We start from the raw sequence: 17,833 nt of genomic DNA on the forward strand, positions 1-17,833 counted from the left end.
CTAGACATGCGGATAATCACAGATGGGGAGGAACAGATGGATCTGGGAATTCGAGGAAAGCGCGCGCTGGTTTGTGCCAGCAGCAAAGGGTTGGGTCTGGGCTGCGCCGAGGCTCTGGCGGCGGCTGGTGTGAATCTGGTGATGAACGCGCGAGGGGCCGACGCGTTAGAGGCTGAAGCCGCGCGTTTGCGCTCGGAATTTGGTGTCGATGTGCAGAGTGTTGCGTGTGATGTGACCTCAGAGGAGGGGCAGGCACAAGTGATTGCTGCCGCGCAGGGCGTTGATATTCTTGTGACAAATGCCGGTGGTCCGCCTCCGGGTCTGTGGTCGGATTGGCAGCGTGACGACTTCATCAAGGCGTTGGATGCCAACATGCTGACCCCGATTGCCTTCATGAAGGCCCTGTTGCCCGGCATGATGGATAAGGGCTGGGGCCGGGTGGTGAACATCACCTCGCAATCCGTACGTGCGCCGATTGCCGTTCTTGGCCTGTCTAATGCCGCACGGACCGGGCTAACCGGATATGTGGCCGGAACGTCCAGGCAGGTCGCGCCGCATGGTGTGACAATCAATAACCTGTTGCCAGGGATACATGCGACGGATCGGGCGGATTCTCTGGACGGTGGTGTGGCTGCGCAGCAAGGCATTTCCGTTGACGAGGCACGCGCGCAGCGTGAGGCAACCATCCCCACGCGCCGCTATGGCTCGCGGCAGGAGTTCGGGGCAACCTGCGCGTTTCTGTGTTCGCAGCATGCGGGCTTTATCGTCGGGCAGAACATCCTGTTGGATGGTGGCGCGACCAATCTGACGATGTGACCATGACGCAAGGATTTTCACTGAAGGATCAGTTGTTTAATGCAGAAAAGACCGGCTATCTGGCGGGGCTTTTTGCCGAGGCTGATCCAGGGTTCGATGCACAGGCGTTTCAAACGCAGGTGATGTCACGCCTTCTCGAGCTTGAGTTGAAAGAGCGGATGGTGTGGATCGCCGAATGCCTGCAGCAACAGGTTCCGGGTGAGCTGCCAACTGTCGCTCCGACCCTTTTACGGGCCTTGCCGCCGCCGCTGGATCCGAACAAGACCGACGACGATTTTGGCGATTTCATCTTTGCGCCGCTGGGGGATTGGGTCGTGAATGTCGGCCTTGATCACCCCGACCTCGCGCTGGACGTGCTGGCTGAACTGACGCAGAGGTTTTCGATGGAATGGGCCATTCGCCCATTTCTCAATCGCCACCCCGAACACGTCATGGAGCGGCTGGAGGATTGGTGCGGACATGACAGCTATCACGTGCGGCGTCTGGTGTCCGAAGGAACCCGCCCGCGTTTGCCATGGGGGCAGGCGGTGGGGCTGGAATTGACCGATCCGCTGCCTCTGCTGGATCGGCTGCATCAGGACCAAACGCGCTATGTGACGCGGTCGGTGGCCAACCATCTGAACGACATCTCCAAAAAAGACCCGGATCTGGTACTGGACCGCCTGCAGGGCTGGTCTCGTTCACAGCGTCAAGACGCGGACGAGCTGCGGTGGATGACCTCTCATACCCTGCGCGGTCTGGTTAAGGCCGGGCACCCACGCGCGATGAAGATGCTGGGATATGACCCTGATGCCGATATACAGGTCTCGGTTATGGTAAATGGGCAGGCAAAGATTGGCGGCGCGCTTGAGTTTGATGTTTCATTGGCTGGTGAGGTGGATCAACCGGTTCTGGTCGATTATATCATTCATTTCCAAAGGCCTGGCGGCAAAACTTCCGCCAAAGTTCACAAGCTGAAACAGGCCGCGCTAAGGAATGGAAACCTAACCTTGAGCAAAAAGCACAAGCTCAAAGGCGATGCGACCACGTTCAGGCTTGTTCCCGGCGCACATCTTCTGGAGATTCAGGTGAATGGCCGGGTGCGCGCGGATCTGGATTTTGAGCTGCTGGGCTAGCTCAACCTTTCGTCAGATTGCTCGGCTTTTGATTGCACGGTGCGCGGTGCTGGGTTAGCTCAACATCAGTCAGATCAGGGGATGACAGCGATGAAGCATGAATCGGTGCAGAACTATTATGGCGAGGTCCTGCAAAGCAGCGCGGACCTGCAGACCAACGCGTGTTGTACGCCCGACGATATGCCGGATCATCTGAAAAAGATCCTCGCCAAGGTCCATGATGACGTGCTGACCCGCTATTACGGCTGCGGGCTGATCGCGCCGCTGGATCTGGAAGGGATGAGGATCCTTGATCTGGGCTGTGGTGCCGGTCGGGATGTATACGCCCTGTCTGCCATGGTGGGCGAGAGAGGGCGAGTGGTCGGCGTGGATATGACGCCCGAGCAGTTGGATATAGCCCGCGCGCATCAGGAATATCACGCCGAAACCTTTGGGTATGCCCAAAGCAACGTGGAATTCCATCACGGCTACATCGAAAAGCTGGATGAACTGGACTTAAAGGCGGGGTCTTTCGATATCATCGTTTCGAACTGCGTGATCAACCTGGCCACTGATAAGGAGGCCGTTCTGCGCGGCGCGCACCGCCTGCTTAAGGACGGCGGAGAGATGTATTTCTCGGACGTTTATGCGGATCGTCGCGTACCGCAGGCAATGGCCGAGGATGAGGTTCTGTATGGCGAGTGTCTGTCCGGTGCGCTGTACTGGAATGACTTTCTGTCGATGTCTCGCAAAGCCGGTTTCGGCGACCCGCGTCGAGTCACGCACCGCCCGTTGACCATCGAAAATCCGGTTCTTGAGGACCGCGTGGCACCGCTCAAATTCCTGTCAGCCACCTATCGTCTGTTCAAGTTACCTGCGTTGGAACCCGCCTGCGAAGATTATGGTCAGGCCGTGATCTATAAGGGCACTGTGCCCAATGCGGCGCACATATTTGAGCTGGATGACCACCACGCAATCGCGACGGATAAGGTGTTTCCGGTGTGCGGCAACACATGGATGATGCTCAAAGACACGCGGTTTGCGCGGCACTTTGAGTTCATCGGTGATTTCTCAACCCATTACGGCATCTTCGAAGGCTGCGGTGGTGAAAGCCCATTTGAGGCGACCGAGCAGGCCGAAACGGGCGGCTGCTGCTGATCCCTTGCACCCAAAGGGAGGGGTTGCTATCCCCGCCCAAGCCCGATTGATTTGATCGGGTAAGGCTACGGGGTCCATCGGTGACAGTAAACGCAACTCCTCCGCGTCTGGAAATTCGCAATCTGGTCGCCCGGTACGAAGGTCGGGTGGTGGTTGATGACGTCTCGCTGACCGTGCAGGCGGGGCAGGTGACATGCCTGTTGGGGCCGTCAGGGTGCGGCAAGTCAACGACGCTGCGGATGATTGCCGGTGTCGAGATGCAAGAGACAGGCCAGATCTATGTCGATGGCAAGCTGATCTGCGATACGGTGTTCCGTGTCCCGCCTGAGCGGCGCGAGATTGGCCTGATGTTTCAGGACTTTGCCCTGTTCCCACATCTTAGCGTAGCTGACAATGTTGCCTTTGGCCTGAAGGGTAGCAAAGATGAAAAACGCGCACGCGTGGATGAGTTGCTGGCCAAAGTCGACCTGATGCGTTTCGCAGACAGCTTTCCACATCACTTGTCGGGCGGTGAGCAACAGCGGGTGGCTCTGGCGCGCGCATTGGCCCCACGCCCCCGGATCATGTTGATGGATGAGCCGTTTTCGGGGCTCGATAACCGGTTACGCGATGGAATTCGGGACGAAACTCTGGCGATCCTCAAGGAAGAGGACGCCGCAGTCCTGTTGGTTACCCATGAACCCGAAGAGGCAATGCGTATGGCCGATGAGATCGCCCTGATGCGCCGTGGCAGAATCGTTCAACAGGGTGCGCCTTACAACGTCTACACCCGTCCTGCGGACAAAGCTGCAGTTGCATTCTTTAGCGATATAAATGTGTTAGGCGCGCAAGTTAACGGAGCTTTGGCCGATACCCCATTTGGTCAGTTTCTTGCTCCGGGTGTGCCGGATGGAACGAATGTTGAGATTGTATTTCGGCCTCAGCACGTCCGTTTGGATTTTGATCGCAATGGCAAAGGTCCACTGCCGACACCGACGGACGGTGTAGCCGCGCGTGGTGTGGTCGAACGGGCGCGTTTTCTGGGCAACGAAAGCTTGATTGAATTCCGTATGGACTATGATGATTCAATCTTGAAAGCGACCGTTCCCAACGTGTTTGTCCCGCAAGCGGGGCGGGTCATGTGGCTGACCATTCGCCGCGATCGGTGCTTTGTATTCCCCAAATAGGGTCTAAAACTGCAGTTTAGGCGCAAGTGGTGCGTGAAAGCCTCAGATTGCACCTGCGGGTTGCTTGCCGCAGTGCGGGGCTGGGTCTATCAAGGAAAAAACGCTGCGGTGGATGGGGCATATGCGTATTCTTTTAACCAATGATGACGGTATCAATGCGCCGGGACTTATCGCACTCGAGGCGATTGCTGCCGATCTGGCCGGACCGGGCGGTGAAGTCTGGGTCGTTGCGCCCGCTTTCGAGCAATCCGGCGTGGGGCATTGCATCAGCTACACGCACCCGATGATGGTTGCCAAGCTGGGAGAACGCCGTTTTGCTGCGGAAGGATCACCAGCTGATTGTGTCTTGGCCGGTTTGCACGATGTGATGAAGGACGCGCCACCCGACTTGATATTATCTGGTGTGAATCGTGGGAACAACTCGGCCGAGAATACGCTGTATTCTGGCACAGTCGGGGGCGCGATGGAGGCGGCCCTGCAGGGGGTTCCGGCTATTGCCCTGTCTCAATATTTCGGTCCGCGCAATTTGGGGCTGGATGACCCGTTCGAATCCGCGACCCGATTTGGTGCCGAGCTGGTTCGTAAGATACTGGGGGCGACGCCGGCAGAACAAGGCGATTACCGTTTGTTTTACAACGTCAATTTCCCCCCAGTGCCTGCGGATGAAGTACAGGGCACCCGGATCGCCCCTCAGGGTTATCGGCGTGACACACATTTCTCGGTCGAGCCGCACAGCTCACCTTCGGGGCGGCGGTTTCTGTGGATCAAGGGCGGGTATCAACACAACCCGACTGCACCTGGGACGGATGCTGCCGTCAATCTGGCAGGCTATATCTCGGTCACACCAATGCGTGCGGATCTGACGGCGCATGACGCGCTGGAAGCGTTAAAGTCGATCGAATGAGCGGACTGGACCCTGAAACAACCATGCAGTTCCTGTTTGCCCTGCGCTCGCGCGGGGTGACGGATGCACGCGTGCTGGCAGCAATGGAGCAGATAGATCGCGGCAGATTTGTCAAAGGCCTGTTTGCAGAACGCGCCTATGAGGATACGCCGCTGCCGATTGCGTGCGGCCAGACGATCAGCCAACCGTCTGTCGTTGGGCTGATGACGCAGGCACTGGAAGTACGTCCGCGTGATACTGTGCTCGAGATAGGGACCGGATCGGGCTATCAGGCCGCGATCCTGTCGAAACTGGCACGCCGGGTATATACGGTCGAGCGTCATAAGCGACTTGTGCGCGAAACCGGCCAGTTGTTCCGTGATTTGGGGCTGACGAATGTGACGGCAATGTTGTCGGATGGTTCGTTTGGTCTGCCCGAGCAAGCCCCGTTTGATCGTATCATCGTGACCGCAGCTGCCGAGGACCCGCCCGGGCCGCTCTTGGCGCAGCTCAAAATCGGCGGTATCATGGTCTTGCCGGTGGGGCAGTCGGATACGGTCCAGACGTTGATCAGGGTCCGACGCACCGAATCCGGTTTGGACTATGACGAATTGTTGCCTGTCCGTTTTGTGCCCTTGTTAGAAGGGCTTGGGAAGGATGGAGCTTAAAGGAATATTCTGCAAAATGCGCCGGAACCCCGATGAACAAGGGCAGGTGTCGAGGACAATAAAATGAGAGCAGTTTCCAAATCAGCAATGCGCCGCTGTGCGTTAGGAGTGGCTAGCCTTGCAATCCTGGCTGGGTGCGAAGGGCCGCTGGACTATGATCTTCGCGGACAGGTAGGCGGTTTTTCCACCGCCGAAGCAGCACAGTCGGCGACGACCAACCGGCCCGCACCGGATGCCAGGGGTGTCATCACATATCCGACCTATCAAGTGGCGATTGCTCGCCGCGGTGACACTGTCAGAGACTTGGCCGCAAGGGTTGGCTTGCCTGAAGGAGAGCTGGCGCGTTTCAATGGTCTAATGCCTACAGATACCCTGCGCGAGGGCGAAGTTGTGGCACTGCCCCAGACGGTCGGTTCCGCAAGCTCTGTCGATATTGCGACGATAGCTGGTACGGCAATCGACGAAGTTCCCGCAAATGGCTCGGTCCGTACATCAACGCTTGAACCCGCAAAACCTGCGGCGGCACCGGCACCAACCGGTCCCGAACCGATCCGCCACAAGGTGAAACGTGGTGAAACGGCATTTACAATTTCACGCCTCTATGACGTTCCCGTTGAGGCGCTGTCAGATTGGAATGGATTGGATTCCGATTTTACCGTCCGCGAAGGCCAGTTCCTTCTGATCCCGGTGAAAAGCCAATCCGCACCGCGCAAAGCTGCTGTGCCTGCAACGAATGTGACTCAGCCCGGTCAGGGGTCTCCGACACCGACGCCGCCCAGTGCTACGCAGCCTTTGCCTGACGAAACCATTTCCCCGGCCACTCCGGCGCCTGATGTGACCGCCGAGGCACCAACAAACCAAAGCAATTCGGCGCTTGGGCTTCCTGTGAACGGTACGATTATCCGCACATATCAAAAGGGAAAGAACGAGGGGATCGACATCGCAGCGGCTGCAGGATCGCCTGTAATGGCGGCAGAGGCGGGAACTGTTGCGGCGATCACTGCTGATGCAGATCAGGTTCCGATCATCGTTGTTAAACACAACAGTGATCTGCTGACCGTCTATGCCAATGTGGCAGATATCTCGGTCAAGAAAGGGGATCGCGTGCGACGAGGGCAGAAGATTGCCTTGCTGCGGAGCGGGGACAACGCCTATGTCCATTTCGAAGTGCGCAAAGGCTTCGAATCTGTAGATCCAGAGCCCTATCTGAAATGATAAGAATGGCCCCGTCAGGGCCATGCCGCTGGCAGGGATAATCCCAACCCGATGACGGCAGGGTTAAGCGTATGGGTCGTAATCGCTCAGACGCTTTCCCGGCTCGTCTGCAAAAATCTCGGGCAGGGGAAGGACGGTTTCGATCAGGTCAATTCGGAAGACCCGGAAACCATCGCGGAGTTCACACCAGGAAGTCAGCGTCCAGACTCGTCCCCAATACTCCATATGCAATGGCCGAATGGTGCGCTCGGTCAGCACGCCGTCGATCCTGCGGTAACTCAGACGTAATTTTTGTCGTGATTTGATGGCGGCGCGGATCGGGGCCATATGCGCCAGCCCGCGTGCGGCATCGGCAAAGGGGTATACCGCAAATTTCCAGCTGTCAGCCTCGGCAATCACCTGTGTCGGCAGCACTGCGTCGATCTTTTCAGCCAAAGACTCGGCGGCGGTTTTCAAGTCGGGGTCGGCGGCCTCGGCCACGATTGCCATGCCAAGGTTCAGCGCTTCCAGTTCGGCCGGGGTCAAATTCAGCGGGGGCAGGGTGATCTGCTCACGCACCATATAACCCACGCCGCGCTCACCTTCGACCGGAACGCCCGAGGCGGCCAACGTATCCATGTCGCGATAGATCGTGCGGACCGACACCTCGAGCCGATCCGCAATGTCCTGCGCACGGTGCAGTTTGCCGTCGCGCAGGATCTGGATGATGTCGAACAGGCGGTCAGTGCGGCGCATGACACGCCGTTCTGACCGCGATCAGGCGGTCATGTTCCATAGCACGTTCTCGTGGCGCATCTGCATGCCTTCGGGGTTGATCGCGGCGATCAGTGCGGGCGCAAAACCCTGCTGCGGGAACTGCGCAGCTGCGTCCTGTGCGGCCTTCATATCGGTCCAGATCACGTAGTCAGTCCAGCGCCCGTCTTCGCCTTGACTGAGTTGACGATGGGCAAACCCCGGAGCTGCGCGTACAAAGGCTTCGGACGCTTGGCTGAGTTTTACGAACTCTTCCGGGGTTGTCCCGTTGGCGAGGGTGAAGGTGACGATTTCTGCAACATGGGTCATGTGAATCTCCGTTGACCAGGTTTCGATACCGCCTACCTAGCCCCTATCAACTGACACAAACCTGTCAGTTGATCAATCCGAGGCCGTAAAAAACATCGGATCGGATCGAATTTGAACGCAGATTTGAACCAACTCACTTTTGCAGGCGGGCCAGCGGGCGTAGACACGGACACAGATCACATTTCCGGCGTACGGCGCCGACGTTATAGGAGAAGAGAGATGCTCAACAATATTGGCCTTCCCGGCATTCTGCTGATCGCAGTTGTGGTTCTGGTGCTATTCGGCCGTGGCAAAATCAGCTCGTTGATGGGCGAAGTGGGCAAAGGCATTACGTCATTCAAGAAGGGCGTCAAAGAAGGCGCAGAGGAACTGGATCAGGACGCATCCGAACTGGCCAAGGACGTCACGCCCGAGACCGACAAAGACAAGGTCTGATCCGGTATGTTTGATCTGGGCTGGACCGAGCTTCTGGTCATCGGCGTCGTTGCCCTGATCGTTGTGGGGCCAAAGGATCTGCCGGTTTTGTTCAGTAATGTCGGTCGTTTTGTCGGCAAGGCCCGTGGCATGGCGCGCGAATTCAGCAGTGCTATGAACGATGCGGCGGATCAGGCCGGTGTGAATGACATCAAAAAAGGTCTCAACGCGGCCACCAACCCTGTAGGCAGCGCCATGGATGGTGTGAAAGAAGCCGCGCAGGACCTGGCCAAAAGTATCGACCCCACCAAGTTCGACCCCGATAGCGAGACCGGTAAGCTGGCCGCCGAACGGGCCGAGCAGGCCAAGAAGATTCAGGCCTCGACCGCACGCGCTGCGGCCGTGCGGAAGGCGAAAGAAGCCGCCGACGCGCTGGCCAAGGCTGAAGAGGCCGAAGCCGCGCTGAAAACCGAAGGCAAATCATGACCGACACAGACGAGATCGAAGACAGCTCGGCCCCATTGATCGAGCATCTGGCGGAACTGCGCACGCGGTTGATCCGCGCGGTCATTGCCTTTGTAATTGGCATTGTCCTGGCCTTTACGGTCGCGGAACCGATCCTGCAATTCCTGGTCCAACCAATCGAGGCAACGCTGCGCGATCTGGGCGATCCGTCTCCGACTTTGCAATATACCTCGCCACAGGAATATCTGTTTACGCTGTTCCGAATTTCGATGGTGTTTGGGTTTGCGCTGGCCTTCCCGGTGATCTCCTATCAACTCTGGCGCTTTGTGGCGCCCGGTCTGTACAGGTCTGAGAAGGGCGCTTTCCTGCCATTCCTGGTCGCCTCGCCGTTCATGTTCCTGCTTGGGGCATCATTTGCACAATTCGTGGTAACGCCGCTGGCCATGCAGTTCTTTTTGGGCTTTGCGGATGTCAGTTCGATTTTCGCCAATCTGTTGTCGGCGACTACCGGAGATGTTCCAGAAGAGATCGTGGTTGTGCCCGAAACCACCGAGGGCGTGAAGATCACGTTCTTCGGCAAGGTGAATGAATCGCTGGATATCACGCTGAAATTCATCCTTGCCTTTGGCCTGTGTTTCCAACTGCCTGTGCTGCTGACCCTAATGGGCAAGGCCGGTCTGGTCAGCGCCGAAGGTTTGGGCAGTGTCCGGAAATACGCCATGGTAGGTATTCTGGTGCTTGCTGCCCTTGTGACACCGCCAGACGTGATCACTCAGATCATCCTGTTTGTCGTGGTGTATGGTCTTTATGAGGTGTCGATCTTCCTTGTCGCCCGAGTTGAGAGAAAGCGCGAGGCCGAGCTGCGCGCAGAAGGATACTATGACGACGAAGAAGAGGCTGATGCCGATATCATCCACGAAGAAGACGGCAAATAAAGCTGCGATCAAGCAATGAACAGGCGCGCCCAGCCCGGCGCGCCTTTTTCATGCGCCGCTCTTGTCGCGCCGGGCGGAACATGGTTTGAGACCCTCCAAACACGACCGGAGGCCCCAATGGATACACAAGCCCTGAACCGTATTGCCGACGCGCTGGATCGCATGGCCCCGGCGCCTTTGGCCGCGCCCGATTTTGCCGCAGCTCCGGCTTTTGTCTGGCATGTCGAACCCGACCGCCTGGAACCGGTTAAGCAGGTCAATCGGGTCGATTTGGATCTCTTGGTGGGTATCAACCGGTCTCGCGATACACTTTTGGACAATACACGCCGCTTTGCCGCTGGATTTAAGGCCAACAATGCACTGCTCTGGGGTGCGCGCGGTATGGGCAAATCCAGCCTTGTCAAAGCGGTCCACGGCACCTTGCAGAACGAACATCCCGATCTGAAACTGGTTGAGCTGCAGCGCGAGGATATGGGCTCGGTCGCGCGTCTGCTGAACCATCTACGCGCCGCGCCGCATCGGTTCATCCTGTATTGTGATGACCTGTCCTTCAGCCACGATGATCAGCACTACAAATCGCTCAAGGCAGTGCTGGACGGTGGCATCGAAGGTCGCCCGGAAAATGTGGTGTTCTACGCCACCTCAAACCGCCGCCACCTGATGCCGCGGGATATGATCGAAAATGAACGTTCCAGCGCCATCAACCCGTCTGAGGCCGTAGAAGAGAAGGTCTCACTGTCGGACCGGTTCGGGCTATGGCTGGGTTTCCATCCTTGCGATCAGGACGAATACCTTGCCATGATCGACCGCTATTGTGCTTCTTACGGCGTCTCGGTCGACGCAAACTCCCTGCGCGCCGAAGCGATCGAATGGCAGGCCACACGTGGTGCGCGCTCGGGCCGTGTTGCATGGCAATTCTTCGTCGATCTGGCCGGAAGAAACGGTGTTCACATCGCGTAATCCGCCGGCTTCATCTGGCTAAAAATACCTCCGCCGGAGGCATGGCCCAATGGGCCATTCCTATAACAGAGCCAGAATGCGCGCCGCTTCATCTGCGGTGCTGGTCAATGCCTCCCGATCCTCACCGGGATGAAACCGGGCACGCACGGCAGTTGGCATGGCAGCCGGTTCCACGATGCTCACACGCGGCCCGGTGCGCTCAGTTTCCAGCGCCCAGCTACGGGCCAGAGCCATCTGCGCCGCCTTGGTGGCACCGTAGATGCCATAGAATTTCTCACCCGCCTTCAGATCATCGAAAAACACCGCATGGCCGGCCTCACCCAGCAAAGGCGCAACATAGGGGATCAGGACCGACGTGGCGGTTGCGTTGGTGTTAATGGCTTTGGTCCATTCCTTGGGGTCAATGAAATGGGTCGGCGTCAGGGCCGAAGTGTGAACCGCAGTATGCAGCCACAGGTCCACCTTGCCCCAGCGATCATGGATGCCACGACACAGAGTGGCCATCGCATTCGGGTCGGCAATATCCATCGGAGCCAGGGTGGCTGAACCGCCCTTTGCTTTGATGCGGTCGTCCAGTTCTTCCAACCCGCCGGTGGTACGGGCGACAGCGACGATGTGGTACTCTGGTGCCAGCGCCTCGGCCAGGGCAGCGCCCAGCCCGCGTGAGGCCCCGGTGATGAGGGCGATTTTAGTCTGATCGGTCATGACTGCGGTTTGAACCCAAGCGTGCAGCGCGTCAAGACAGGATTAGCTGCCTGGGATCGCTATGCGCGTCGTCTGACCGCTTTGTCGCAGCATGATGCCCTCGGCATCAATGGCCACAATAGTACCTGAAGACACACGGCTGCCCAGCTTGACCTCTTTGACCCGGCCAGAAGACATCCGCATCAGCGCGCGCATATCGGCTTTTGGCCCAAACACCCCAAGCAGGGTGACAGAGTTTTTGCTAAGCGCGCCCTGTTGCGTGGCCGCGCTTGTGACGGTTTTGTTTGACATAGAGTGCGGTTGCGGCACGCGGCCCCAACCCCTTTTGATGAGTGGTTGGAGGCGGGCTATCAAACGCAACAAGGGAACAAAAGGTCTGGTGAATTGTCCGTTCCGTCACTTTCAAAAGGCAATCGGTGAACCCATTGCGATTGCATTTCCTTCGCCAAAAAGTTGTGCGCGGAAACTAAGCGAATTTACACCGATGCAGGTCGGAAACCGCCCGGCTTGGACCGGGCAGAGAGCTACCGATTCGCCGGAAACTTATCCCGAAGCCAGCTTCGCCGCATTCCAGGATCCGCCGGGCACCTGCATGTCTTCACGTTTCTTACTAACGCGTGAGCTGCTTTCGAGCGTATCCAGATAGTCTTTGCTGACGCTTCCGGTGATGTATTTTCCGTCAAAACACGAACAGTCGAACGCTTCGATTTCTGGATTTCCTTCCTTGGCGGCCCAGATCAGATCGTCCAGATGCTGATAGATCAGGGCGTCTGCACCGAGCTCTTGCCGGATTTCCTCGACCTCTTTGCCATGGGCAATCAGCTCATGTTTGGTGGGCATGTCGATGCCATAGACATTGGGGTATTTCACCGGCGGTGAGGCGCTGGCAATGTAGACCTTCTTGGCTCCAGCCTCGCGGCACATTTGCACAATCTTCTTGATCGTGTTCCCGCGGACGATGGAATCATCGATCAACAGAACATTGTGGCCGTCAAACTCCAGCGGAACCGCATTCAGTTTGCGGCGCACGGATTTCTGACGTTCGGCCTGACCGGGCATGATGAACGTTCGTCCGACATAGCGGTTCTTTACCAGACCTTCGCGATAGGGAATGCCGGTGATCTTGGCCGCCTCAAGCGCGACCGGGCGGGCGCTGTCTGGGACCGGGATGATCCGATCAATCTCAAGCCCTGATTCCTGGATCTGTTTGGCCAGCGTCTGCCCCATACGCATCTGCGTTTTATAGACAGAGACGCCGTCCAACAGAGAATCCGGACGCGCCAGATAGACATATTCAAAGATACAGGGTGTCAGCTTGCCTTCGACCGCCTGGAATTCGTGCATGTTGCCGTCCAGGTCGATCAGAATCGCTTCGCCAGGGCGCAGGTCGCGCATCTTGTTGAAGCCGTTGATGCCAAAGGCCACATCTTCCGAGGCAAACGCAAAGTCGTCGCCACCGCTTTCGGTTTCGCGGATGGCCACCGAGAGCGGGCGAATTCCGTGCGGGTCGCGGAAGGCCAGCATTCCGACACCTGCAATCAGGCAGATTACCGAATAGGCGCCCTGTACCCGTTCCATCGTCATCTTCACACCGGCAAAGATATTCCGAATGGGCTCGGCGTTGCCATTGACCTTGATTGCGTCAGCAACCTTGTCCGCCAGAACGTTCAGCAGAATTTCCGAATCTGACGTTGTGCGCAGGTGGCGGCTGTATTTTCCGGTGACCTTCTCACGCTGTGCGGCAGTGTTGGTGATATTGCCGTTATGAACCAGGTAGATGCCATACGGGGCATTCACGAAGAACGGCTGCGCCTCGGCCGCGCTGAGCGACCCGGCAGTCGGATAGCGCACATGGCCAATGCCGACCTTTCCAAGCAGGGTATCGGCGTCCTGAGCGTTAAACACGTCCTTGACCAGCCCGTTGGCCTTCTTTTCGCGGAAGAACTCTCCGGTATACGTGACGATACCCGATGCATCCTGACCCCGGTGCTGTAGCATCAGAAGCCCGTCATAGATTTCCGCAAACACATCATGTGTTCTGCTTGCGATCCCCAAAATCCCACACATGTACGGGCTCCAAATTACTATGACGATTTAAGTTGTGGCGGTGTTCGGAACATCAGCATGGCGGTGTCTTTGCCTGATACTTCCCATAGATCTTGGGATGCAGACGCGCCCTGGTCGTAAGCGGCAGGCGCGAAAGAAAACAGATACAGCAAGATCGGCAGCTCCGATTCCATGTCAGTTCGGACTTCACATAAAGCCTTACGGTGGCTGTGTCATCAAAGGATCACATTTGCGATTTGACGCAGGTGGAATTTGCCACAATGGCCGAACAAAAGGTGACAGGTTTCGCAGCTTGTGCTGTCATAGAGGAAACAATCCGAAACAATAGTTTCTTCAAGCCAAGCGGATTTCAGACATGTGGCAAAACAATCAAGGTCAGAAAAAGCAAGAACCGGTAAAACGCCGGTGCCACCGATGCCGTGGAATGGGGCGCGCACCCTGTCAGATTTGCGGAGGCGCAGGTGAAGTGATCAAAAGTCGGGACATTTTTGGCAAGCCCGTCATGTCCCGTTGCGAGGGGTGCTTTGGGCTGAAAAACATCAGATGCACCGTTTGCGCCGGAGAAGGGTTTGTCTAAGTCGAATTGAAAAAGCCCGGCTTTGACCGGGCTTTTGCTTTATTCCGCTGCAGGTGTTTCAGGGGCGGCAGGTGCGTCGGATGGATCGGCGCTTTCACCACAGCTGGCTACCAGTTCTTCATATTGGGAGGTTACCCACCCCAGCGCGGCTTCGGGGTTTTGCTCTTCGATTTTGTCGCTGAATTGTTCGAACACTTTGGCTGACCGGCTTTCGTCGACGATTGTGTAGGATTGGCCCGTCATGACTGTGTCATAGACGAAGAAGGCAATCGCCACCAAAAGGATGCCGCGCGCGATTCCAAAGAAAAACCCAAGTGCCTGATCCAAGCCGCCCAGCGCAGACCGTTGCACAAGCGATGAGAACAGTGGGGTAAATATACTAACCACGATCAGGGCAATGGCAAACACGCCAGCGAACCCGGTGATAACCGACAATTCACAACTGTCGCGCAGGAAATCTCCGACAACGGGGATTTCTTTGACCAGTGGAACGGCCTGTGGTGCGAAAATGAATGCCAAAACTGCCGCCGCAACCCATCCCGCGATCGCGAGAATTTCCCGCAACAGGCCACGGGAATAGGCCAGCAGACCCGATATAACGATGATCAGGGCAACTACCCCGTCAATTATTGTAAAACCTTCCATGGCCCTCGCCCGTAATTTTTTCTGCCCCTCAAGGCGTTACCTTAACCTGCTCCGAAGGTTTCGCCAACAAACCCTACCAAATCAGAGGGCCGGGTGAGTGTCAGACCTGCCACAGTACCGGTTTTCCCGCCTGCCGGAGCTATGGCGGATGTGAAACCAAGTTTTTGGGCTTCTTTCAACCTGTTTTCTGTCTGAGGGGCCGGTCTAAGTGCCCCGGACAACGAGATTTCTCCGAAAACGACGGTGTCCGTTGGCAGGGCTGTGTCCTCGCGCGCGCTGAGTAGCGCGGCAGCAACGGCAAGGTCCGCGGCTGGCTCGGTGATTTTAAGCCCGCCAGCGACGTTGAGATAGACATCAAGCCCGGCAAAGGGGATGCCGCAACGGGCTTCGAGCACGGCAAGGATCATTGCCAGCCGTCCGCTGTCCCAGCCGACGACGGTTCGGCGAGGCTGAGAGTGGGGGGATGGGGCAACCAGCGCCTGAAGCTCGACCAGAACCGGCCGTGTCCCTTCGATACCAGCAAATACGGCCGATCCGGGGCTGGGCTTGCCGCGTTCAGATAGAAACAGGGCCGACGGGTTTGTGACTTGTGCCAGACCCTTGCCTGTCATCTCGAACACGCCAATCTCATCGGCTGGACCAAACCGGTTCTTGACCGCGCGCAGAATACGGAACTGATGCCCGCGTTCGCCTTCGAAATAAAGAACGGTATCAACCATGTGTTCAACCACGCGGGGGCCAGCGATCTGGCCATCTTTGGTGACATGGCCAACCATGATGATTGAAACTCCGTGTCGTTTCGCAAACGTGGTCAATTCATGTGCTGCGGCGCGGACTTGTGACACTGAACCCGGTGCGCTGTCGACGTTGTCGGCCCACATGGTTTGAATTGAGTCGATGATTGCGAGACCGGGTTTCTCAGCTTCCAGCGTGGTGAGGATGTTACGCAGGTTGGTTTCGGCGGCCAGTTGCACGGGCGCATCTTCAAGCCCTAACCGGCGCGCGCGCATCCTAACCTGCGCGCTGGCTTCCTCGCCCGAGACGTAAATGGTTTTCACACCTGCACGCGAGAACCGGGCCGCGGCCTGCAGCAAAAGGGTGGATTTGCCGATGCCCGGATCCCCACCTACCAGCAAGGCCGAGGCGGGGACGAGTCCGCCTCCCAACACGCGATCCAACTCCTCGACCCCGCAGAGCGTGCGGGGAGGGGGCGTTTCCTCGGTCGACAGGTCCGTGAGTGTGATAGACTGGCCGCGCTTACCACCGAGGGATTTTTTGGCTGGGCCAGCCGAAAGGGGTACGTCTTGCGTGATGGAATTCCATTCACCGCAACCGTCACAGCGCCCGGACCACCGTGAATGAGTGGCACCGCAGGCCGAGCATGAAAAAGTTGTCTTTGCCATGGCGCCCTTGGTGCCCGAGGAATGGCGGTTCTTCAAGCCCTCGTGGGCCTTCATCTCCACCGGTAGCGCGCCATATCCTCAGGCCCGTTTGGGCCATCGTCCATGGCGGGCGCTGTCGCGCCTATTCGGCGGCGCGAGGTGGCGACATAGCTATGACGCTCGACGGCTTCGATGCACCGTCCTTGGGCTGCTGCAGTTGCGCTGACAGTTCCGGCAACAGTTCGAAAAGTTCGTCGCGCAGGCGGGTTAGCTGAGAACGAGCGATGGATTCCTCGATTTCAACATCATGGGTCCACTGGCGCAGCTCGTGCTGAATGGTTTGCGCCTCTTCCAGCCGTTGCTGAAACAGTTCGATCTCTTCCTGGCGTTGCTGCAGGAATGTGCGGGCACGGGCGATGCGGGTATCCCCGTAAGTTTCGGCCAGTTCTTGGCTTATCTGGCTCATTTGCGCGGCCAACTCCAGAATCTCAGGTTCGAGCGATTGCAGGTTGGGATGTTGGCGCAGGAAGGCCATCCGCTCTTTGACCGCATCAAATTCGGACGACAGGATAAATGCCCCGCTGCGGTCCTGCGCATGGGCCAGCTGATAGGCATGGGCGATGTCGTGCATGTTCAGCGCAAATTTACGGTGCGCGTTTTCCAGCGCCATCATCCGGGCATTCGCAGGAAGGTAGAAGGCCAGCATCAGGATCAGAGCGGTCAGGCCAATCTGAACATAGATCCCGGCGTCGATGATGGTACCGCCTGCCAGTCCGGCTTGCATGGAAAGCCATGGCAGCACGCCCAGGGCGGATAGCATAGTGGTTGCGACGGCCAGAAAAGCCGCGGAACAAATCAGAAAAAATGTCAGTCGTAAAAATGCGTTTTGAAACTGTAATGTTAACGTGTGGAGTGCGGTCATGTTCGACGATCTCCTTCTCAAACCGATACATATCGGGCCGAAGCGGACAAAGGTTGAACATAATTTTTGATCCGCTACGGACCGATCACTACAAGAAACTGGCTGCTCGAAATATTAAGATGATACTCAGATAAGTGTTTTCAATCAATTAGGTCTGATCATTTCGTGATCTGGATGTCATCTCGGTAATAATACCCAAGCCGATTGAGGCCAAAATACAGGCCGTAAACAGGTAAAGCCCCCAGGCGGTTTCGATGGTCGCGTAAGAGATGCCCTTGGCCAGCGTGATATAGAGCGCGATGAGGAAAATGTCGGCCATCGCCAGCTTACCGAGAATATTCAGCGCAGGTTGAACGCGCGCATCCAGCAGGTCCCATTGGATCAGGGCGGTGCCGATGGTTTTCAGATAGGGCGCGAAAAGGGCAAAGACGGTGACGATCAGCGCGAGGAAGATATCGGACTTCCAAAGGGACTGGAGCCCGGTAATGACGCTGATTTCGGAAAGGCCGAAGATGGGCAGGAACCCCGCACGCATCAGCGGGGCGAACCACGCGATGGGGTAGAGGATCAGGAGCGAGAGGGTGACGAGGCGGAGGGTCATTATAGATACTCTTCGGAACTTTTCGATGAGGTGAATATTTAACCTCAGTCTGTATTGTGCCTATACCGATATCTGAAACGCTATTGATACACATCACT

20 protein-coding genes are annotated in these 17,833 nt (G+C 57.3%); 11 read left to right on the forward strand and 9 right to left on the reverse strand.

All coding sequences use genetic code 11. The annotated features are described in order from the left end of the window. The first annotated feature begins 36 nt into the window (after positions 1–36). From AC2FGB_RS01805 to AC2FGB_RS01835, 7 genes are all read left to right on the forward strand, one after another. A complete protein-coding gene (locus AC2FGB_RS01805; RefSeq protein WP_496693508.1) occupies positions 37–816 on the forward strand; it encodes an SDR family oxidoreductase in 780 nt (259 codons plus the stop codon). A gap of 2 nt (positions 817–818) precedes the next feature. Next, positions 819–1,931: a YhaZ family DNA alkylation repair protein gene (locus tag AC2FGB_RS01810; RefSeq protein WP_496693445.1), complete on the forward strand. Its 1,113-nt coding sequence runs from the start codon at positions 819–821 to the stop codon at positions 1,929–1,931. A 90-nt stretch (positions 1,932–2,021) separates the two neighbouring features. Next, positions 2,022–3,068, forward strand: a complete 1,047-nt coding sequence (locus AC2FGB_RS01815; protein WP_496693446.1) for a methyltransferase domain-containing protein — start codon at positions 2,022–2,024, stop codon at positions 3,066–3,068. 80 nt (positions 3,069–3,148) lie between these two features. Then, entirely contained in the window at positions 3,149–4,234 is a 1,086-nt protein-coding gene (locus AC2FGB_RS01820) for an ABC transporter ATP-binding protein (RefSeq protein WP_185956606.1), read from the forward strand. Between the two features lie 121 nt (positions 4,235–4,355). Further along, positions 4,356–5,138 carry a 5'/3'-nucleotidase SurE gene (surE, locus tag AC2FGB_RS01825; RefSeq protein WP_496693447.1) on the forward strand — a complete coding sequence of 261 codons (783 nt, stop codon included), beginning with the start codon at positions 4,356–4,358 and terminating at the stop codon, positions 5,136–5,138. After that, on the forward strand, positions 5,135–5,785 hold the full coding sequence (locus AC2FGB_RS01830) for a protein-L-isoaspartate(D-aspartate) O-methyltransferase (protein WP_142633458.1): 651 nt from the start codon (positions 5,135–5,137) through the stop codon (positions 5,783–5,785). Before surE ends, AC2FGB_RS01830 begins: the two co-directional genes overlap by 4 nt. Positions 5,786–5,848: 63 nt before the next feature. Next, on the forward strand, positions 5,849–7,000 hold the full coding sequence (locus tag AC2FGB_RS01835; RefSeq protein ID WP_496693448.1) for a peptidoglycan DD-metalloendopeptidase family protein: 1,152 nt from the start codon (positions 5,849–5,851) through the stop codon (positions 6,998–7,000). A 63-nt stretch (positions 7,001–7,063) separates the two neighbouring features. Here AC2FGB_RS01835 and AC2FGB_RS01840 read toward each other — a convergent pair whose 3' ends face one another. After that, positions 7,064–7,735, reverse strand: coding sequence for a helix-turn-helix transcriptional regulator (locus AC2FGB_RS01840; protein ID WP_496693449.1), 672 nt, complete (start codon positions 7,733–7,735; stop codon positions 7,064–7,066). 21 nt (positions 7,736–7,756) lie between these two features. Next, a complete protein-coding gene (locus AC2FGB_RS01845; protein ID WP_142633465.1) occupies positions 7,757–8,062 on the reverse strand; it encodes a hypothetical protein in 306 nt (101 codons plus the stop codon). A 219-nt stretch (positions 8,063–8,281) separates the two neighbouring features. On the opposite strand from AC2FGB_RS01845, the gene AC2FGB_RS01850 reads away from it, so the two are divergent. From AC2FGB_RS01850 to AC2FGB_RS01865, 4 genes are all read left to right on the forward strand, one after another. Beyond that, positions 8,282–8,497: a twin-arginine translocase TatA/TatE family subunit gene (locus tag AC2FGB_RS01850; protein ID WP_142633467.1), complete on the forward strand. Its 216-nt coding sequence runs from the start codon at positions 8,282–8,284 to the stop codon at positions 8,495–8,497. Positions 8,498–8,503: 6 nt separating this feature from the next. After that, on the forward strand, positions 8,504–8,962 hold the full coding sequence (gene tatB / locus AC2FGB_RS01855; RefSeq protein ID WP_496791750.1) for a Sec-independent protein translocase protein TatB: 459 nt from the start codon (positions 8,504–8,506) through the stop codon (positions 8,960–8,962). After that, positions 8,959–9,876: a twin-arginine translocase subunit TatC gene (gene tatC, locus AC2FGB_RS01860; protein ID WP_142633471.1), complete on the forward strand. Its 918-nt coding sequence runs from the start codon at positions 8,959–8,961 to the stop codon at positions 9,874–9,876. The genes tatB and tatC overlap by 4 nt, the downstream gene beginning before the upstream one ends. Before the next feature lie 117 nt (positions 9,877–9,993). Next, positions 9,994–10,836 carry an ATP-binding protein gene (locus tag AC2FGB_RS01865; protein WP_496693451.1) on the forward strand — a complete coding sequence of 281 codons (843 nt, stop codon included), beginning with the start codon at positions 9,994–9,996 and terminating at the stop codon, positions 10,834–10,836. A 60-nt stretch (positions 10,837–10,896) separates the two neighbouring features. Here AC2FGB_RS01865 and AC2FGB_RS01870 read toward each other — a convergent pair whose 3' ends face one another. From AC2FGB_RS01870 to AC2FGB_RS01900, 7 genes are all read right to left on the reverse strand, one after another. After that, positions 10,897–11,541: an SDR family NAD(P)-dependent oxidoreductase gene (locus AC2FGB_RS01870; protein ID WP_496693452.1), complete on the reverse strand. Its 645-nt coding sequence runs from the start codon at positions 11,539–11,541 to the stop codon at positions 10,897–10,899. A gap of 42 nt (positions 11,542–11,583) precedes the next feature. Beyond that, positions 11,584–11,832, reverse strand: a complete 249-nt coding sequence (locus AC2FGB_RS01875; RefSeq protein ID WP_496688283.1) for a hypothetical protein — start codon at positions 11,830–11,832, stop codon at positions 11,584–11,586. A 252-nt stretch (positions 11,833–12,084) separates the two neighbouring features. After that, the gene (purF, locus tag AC2FGB_RS01880; RefSeq protein ID WP_281994533.1) at positions 12,085–13,608 is read right to left on the reverse strand and encodes an amidophosphoribosyltransferase; all 1,524 of its coding nucleotides are present in this window, start codon (positions 13,606–13,608) and stop codon (positions 12,085–12,087) included. A 616-nt stretch (positions 13,609–14,224) separates the two neighbouring features. Next, complete coding sequence (locus AC2FGB_RS01885; protein WP_496688281.1) at positions 14,225–14,830, reverse strand: CvpA family protein; 606 nt, start codon at positions 14,828–14,830, stop codon at positions 14,225–14,227. Positions 14,831–14,871: 41 nt separating this feature from the next. Beyond that, on the reverse strand, positions 14,872–16,233 hold the full coding sequence (gene radA / locus AC2FGB_RS01890; protein WP_142633484.1) for a DNA repair protein RadA: 1,362 nt from the start codon (positions 16,231–16,233) through the stop codon (positions 14,872–14,874). Positions 16,234–16,354: 121 nt separating this feature from the next. Then, positions 16,355–17,134, reverse strand: a complete 780-nt coding sequence (locus tag AC2FGB_RS01895; RefSeq protein ID WP_142633486.1) for a DNA repair protein — start codon at positions 17,132–17,134, stop codon at positions 16,355–16,357. 148 nt (positions 17,135–17,282) lie between these two features. Then, complete coding sequence (locus AC2FGB_RS01900; RefSeq protein WP_496675885.1) at positions 17,283–17,735, reverse strand: paraquat-inducible protein A; 453 nt, start codon at positions 17,733–17,735, stop codon at positions 17,283–17,285. Between the last annotated feature and the right edge of the window lie 98 nt (positions 17,736–17,833).

The sequence above is a fragment of the Ruegeria sp. CDSC021 genome, assembly GCF_059610845.1.